We start from the raw sequence: 3,305 nt of genomic DNA, 5'->3' as shown, positions 1-3,305 counted from the left end.
TTTACGGAGTCCGGTCATTGCGCCGACAGTCACACCACGGGCATCAGCCACGACAGCGGACAGAGCGACTTTGGCAGCCTCGTTGACTTCAGCGACGATGGCCTTCTTGTCTTCGAGTTTAATTGCCACGGGTAAAACTCCTGCTTGTTACCGTTTCATCTGGCCGAAGCCGGATGTCGTTTTGGTGTCTGATTCGGTAAGGAACCGGGAGCACCATCTGCGTAGGCTGGTTGTTTAAGGCTTGCGCCGCCTACGGTCTTGGATAGCCCCCGCCAGGCAGGGACCCCAATTTTGTTGCCGACGCGCTTTCACGCGCCGGCAAGGTCTTACGCGCTCAGCGAGCTCTGATCGATGACCAGACCTGGGCCCATAGTGGTGCTCAGGGTAACGCGCTTGACGTAGATACCTTTCGAGGAAGCTGGCTTGATACGCTTCAGATCAGCGATCAGGGCTTCAACGTTTTCCTTCAGCTTGCCGGCTTCGAAGCCGACCTTGCCAACGGAGGTGTGGATGATACCGTTTTTGTCGGTACGGTAGCGAACTTGACCAGCCTTGGCGTTTTTAACCGCGGTGGCTACGTCCGGAGTTACGGTACCAACTTTCGGGTTAGGCATCAGGCCGCGAGGACCCAGAACCTGACCCAGCTGACCAACAACGCGCATGGCATCCGGGGATGCGATGACTACGTCGTAGTTCAGGTCGCCAGCTTTCATCTCGGCAGCCAGGTCGTCCATACCAACGCGGTCAGCGCCGGCAGCCAGAGCGGCCTCAGCAGCTGGACCCTGGGTGAAGACGGCAACACGTACGGTCTTGCCAGTGCCGTGTGGCAGCACAGTAGCGCTACGAACGACCTGGTCGGATTTACGTGGGTCAACGCCGAGGTTAACGGCAACGTCGAAGGATTCGCTGAACTTCACGGTGGACAGTTCGGCCAGCAGCGCGGCTGCTTCTTCGAAGTTGTAAACTTTGCCAGCTTCGAGTTTCGAAGCAATGGCCTTTTGGCGCTTGGTCAGCTTAGCCATTACACACCCTCCACGTTGAGGCCCATGCTGCGAGCAGAACCGGCGATGGTACGCACGGCTGCATCCATGTCAGCGGCAGTCAGATCAGCCTGTTTGGTTTTGGCGATCTCTTCCAGCTGAGCACGGGTCACGGTACCGACTTTAACGGTATTCGGACGTGCAGAACCGCTGGTCAGGCCAGCAGCTTTCTTCAGCAGAACCGAAGCTGGGGTGCTTTTGGTTTCGAAGGTGAAGCTACGGTCACTGTAAACAGTGATGATCACAGGAGTCGGCAGGCCGGCTTCTTGACCCTGAGTACGGGCGTTGAAGGCCTTGCAGAATTCCATGATGTTCACACCGTGTTGACCCAGTGCTGGACCAACGGGTGGGCTTGGGTTGGCCTGGCCGGCCTTTACTTGCAGCTTGATGTAAGCCTGAATCTTCTTAGCCATGAGCTACTCCAATATCGGGTACGAACGCCAAATGGCTCCCCGGATGACTTGCGTTTTATCCCAGTGACGACAAAACCCCGCAGCACATAGGGCTGCGGGGTATGGGATGCGTCGTTCGCCTAGACCTTCTCGACCTGGCCGAACTCGAGCTCTACCGGAGTAGAGCGACCGAAAATGAGCACCGCCACTTGGAGCCGGCTCTTTTCGTAGTTAACTTCTTCAACGGTACCGTTGAAATCAGCAAAGGGACCGTCAACGACACGAACCACTTCACCCGGCTCAAAGAGCGTTTTCGGCTTCGGCTTGTCGCTACCATCGGCAACACGACGCAGAATAGCCTCGGCTTCTTTATCGGTGATAGGCGCAGGCTTGTCTGCTGTACCACCAATGAAACCCATTACGCGAGGGGTATCCTTGACAAGGTGCCAAGTCCCTTCGTTCATATCCATCTGGACCAATACATAGCCAGGGAAGAACTTACGCTCGCTTTTGCGCTTCTGGCCATTGCGCATTTCTACGACTTCTTCGGTCGGGACCAGGATCTCGCCGAATTCGTCTTCCATGCCAGCCAGCTTCACGCGCTCGATCAAAGAGCGCATTACATGCTTCTCGTAACCCGAGTAAGCATGCACAACGTACCAACGCTTAGCCACGGGACACCCTTAGCCAACAATCAAGGAGACCGCCCAGCCGAGCAGGGAATCAAGACCCCACAGCAGCAACGCCATAACCAGCACGACAACCACAACGATAAGCGTGGTTTGCATGGTTTCTTGGCGGGTCGGCCACACGACTTTACGGATCTCGGTACGAGCTTCCTTCGCCAGCGCAAAGAACGACTTACCCTTCGCGGTCTGCAGGGCAACGAAGCCTGCAACAGCAGCCAGAGCAAGGAGAGCGAGCACGCGGTACAGAATCGGAGAAGCGGAGTAGTATTGATTACCTACGACGCCAACGACTACCAGAGCAACAACAGCGAGCCACTTGAAAAGATCAAAACGCGAATCTTGGGCTTCAGTTTTGGGAGTCATCGAGGAGGATCCTGTGAGAAGAAAGCCAATCACACCGAGGTGAATGGCAGGTCAGGAGGGAATCGAACCCCCAACCTACGGTTTTGGAGACCGTCGCTCTGCCAATTGAGCTACTGACCTTTAACACTGTACCAGGCCGGCCATTATGCCGACCTGATCTTATGAAATCAACTACTTATTCAATAATTTTTGCTACGACGCCGGCGCCGACGGTACGACCGCCTTCACGGATAGCGAAGCGCAGACCGTCTTCCATTGCGATGGTCTTGATCAGGGTAACAGTCATCTGAATGTTGTCACCTGGCATTACCATTTCAACGCCTTCCGGCAGTTCGCAGTTACCGGTCACGTCAGTGGTACGGAAGTAGAACTGAGGACGGTAACCTTTGAAGAACGGAGTGTGACGACCGCCTTCTTCTTTCGACAGAACGTAGACTTCTGCGGTGAACTTGGTGTGCGGCTTGACCGAACCTGGCTTGACCAGAACCTGGCCACGCTCAACGTCGTCACGCTTGGTACCACGCAGCAGAACGCCGCAGTTCTCGCCAGCACGGCCTTCGTCCAGCAGCTTGCGGAACATCTCAACACCGGTGCAGGTGGTGGTGGTGGTGTCACGCAGACCAACGATTTCCAGGGCGTCTAGAACGCGGACGATACCACGCTCGATACGACCGGTAACAACGGTACCACGACCCGAGATCGAGAATACGTCTTCGATTGGCATCAGGAACGGCTTGTCGATAGCACGCTCTGGCTCTGGGATGTAGCTGTCCAGAGTTTCAACCAGACGCTTGACAGCGGTGGTGCCCATTTCGTTGTCG

At 55.8% G+C, this 3,305-nt stretch carries 6 protein-coding genes and 1 tRNA gene; all 7 read right to left on the bottom strand.

From position 1 onward, the window contains the following. A partial coding sequence (gene rplJ / locus ACI2JX_RS24965; RefSeq protein ID WP_404691214.1) for a 50S ribosomal protein L10 occupies positions 1–129 on the bottom strand: 129 nt, incomplete at its 3' end. Positions 130–326: 197 nt separating this feature from the next. Beyond that, positions 327–1,022 (bottom strand): 50S ribosomal protein L1, encoded by a 696-nt coding sequence (gene rplA, locus ACI2JX_RS24960; protein ID WP_186557307.1) that lies wholly within the window; start codon positions 1,020–1,022, stop codon positions 327–329. Continuing rightward, the gene (gene rplK, locus ACI2JX_RS24955) at positions 1,022–1,453 is read right to left on the bottom strand and encodes a 50S ribosomal protein L11 (protein WP_115085065.1); all 432 of its coding nucleotides are present in this window, start codon (positions 1,451–1,453) and stop codon (positions 1,022–1,024) included. The genes rplA and rplK overlap by 1 nt, the downstream gene beginning before the upstream one ends. 119 nt (positions 1,454–1,572) lie before the next feature. Then, the gene (nusG, locus tag ACI2JX_RS24950) at positions 1,573–2,106 is read right to left on the bottom strand and encodes a transcription termination/antitermination protein NusG (protein WP_186557306.1); all 534 of its coding nucleotides are present in this window, start codon (positions 2,104–2,106) and stop codon (positions 1,573–1,575) included. Between the two features lie 9 nt (positions 2,107–2,115). Further along, positions 2,116–2,484, bottom strand: a complete 369-nt coding sequence (gene secE / locus ACI2JX_RS24945; protein ID WP_186557305.1) for a preprotein translocase subunit SecE — start codon at positions 2,482–2,484, stop codon at positions 2,116–2,118. Positions 2,485–2,528: 44 nt separating this feature from the next. Beyond that, a tRNA-Trp gene (locus ACI2JX_RS24940) sits at positions 2,529–2,604 on the bottom strand. A gap of 55 nt (positions 2,605–2,659) precedes the next feature. Next, on the bottom strand, positions 2,660–3,305 hold a 646-nt coding region (locus ACI2JX_RS24935), incomplete at its 5' end, for an EF-Tu/IF-2/RF-3 family GTPase (RefSeq protein ID WP_404691213.1).

Source organism: Pseudomonas sp. NPDC088890 (genome assembly GCF_044900155.1).
GTDB lineage: Bacteria > Pseudomonadota > Gammaproteobacteria > Pseudomonadales > Pseudomonadaceae > Aquipseudomonas > Aquipseudomonas urmiensis.
The sequence above is the reverse complement of the archived record's forward strand: the minus strand, read 5'-3'. Positions and strand labels throughout refer to the sequence as shown.

Coding starts and splice junctions, on each gene's coding strand:
- rplA (WP_186557307.1), bottom strand. CDS start 1,022: ATGGCTAAGCTGACCAAGCGCCAAAAGGCCATTGCTTCGAAACTCGAA.
- rplK (WP_115085065.1), bottom strand. CDS start 1,453: ATGGCTAAGAAGATTCAGGCTTACATCAAGCTGCAAGTAAAGGCCGGC.
- secE (WP_186557305.1), bottom strand. CDS start 2,484: ATGACTCCCAAAACTGAAGCCCAAGATTCGCGTTTTGATCTTTTCAAG.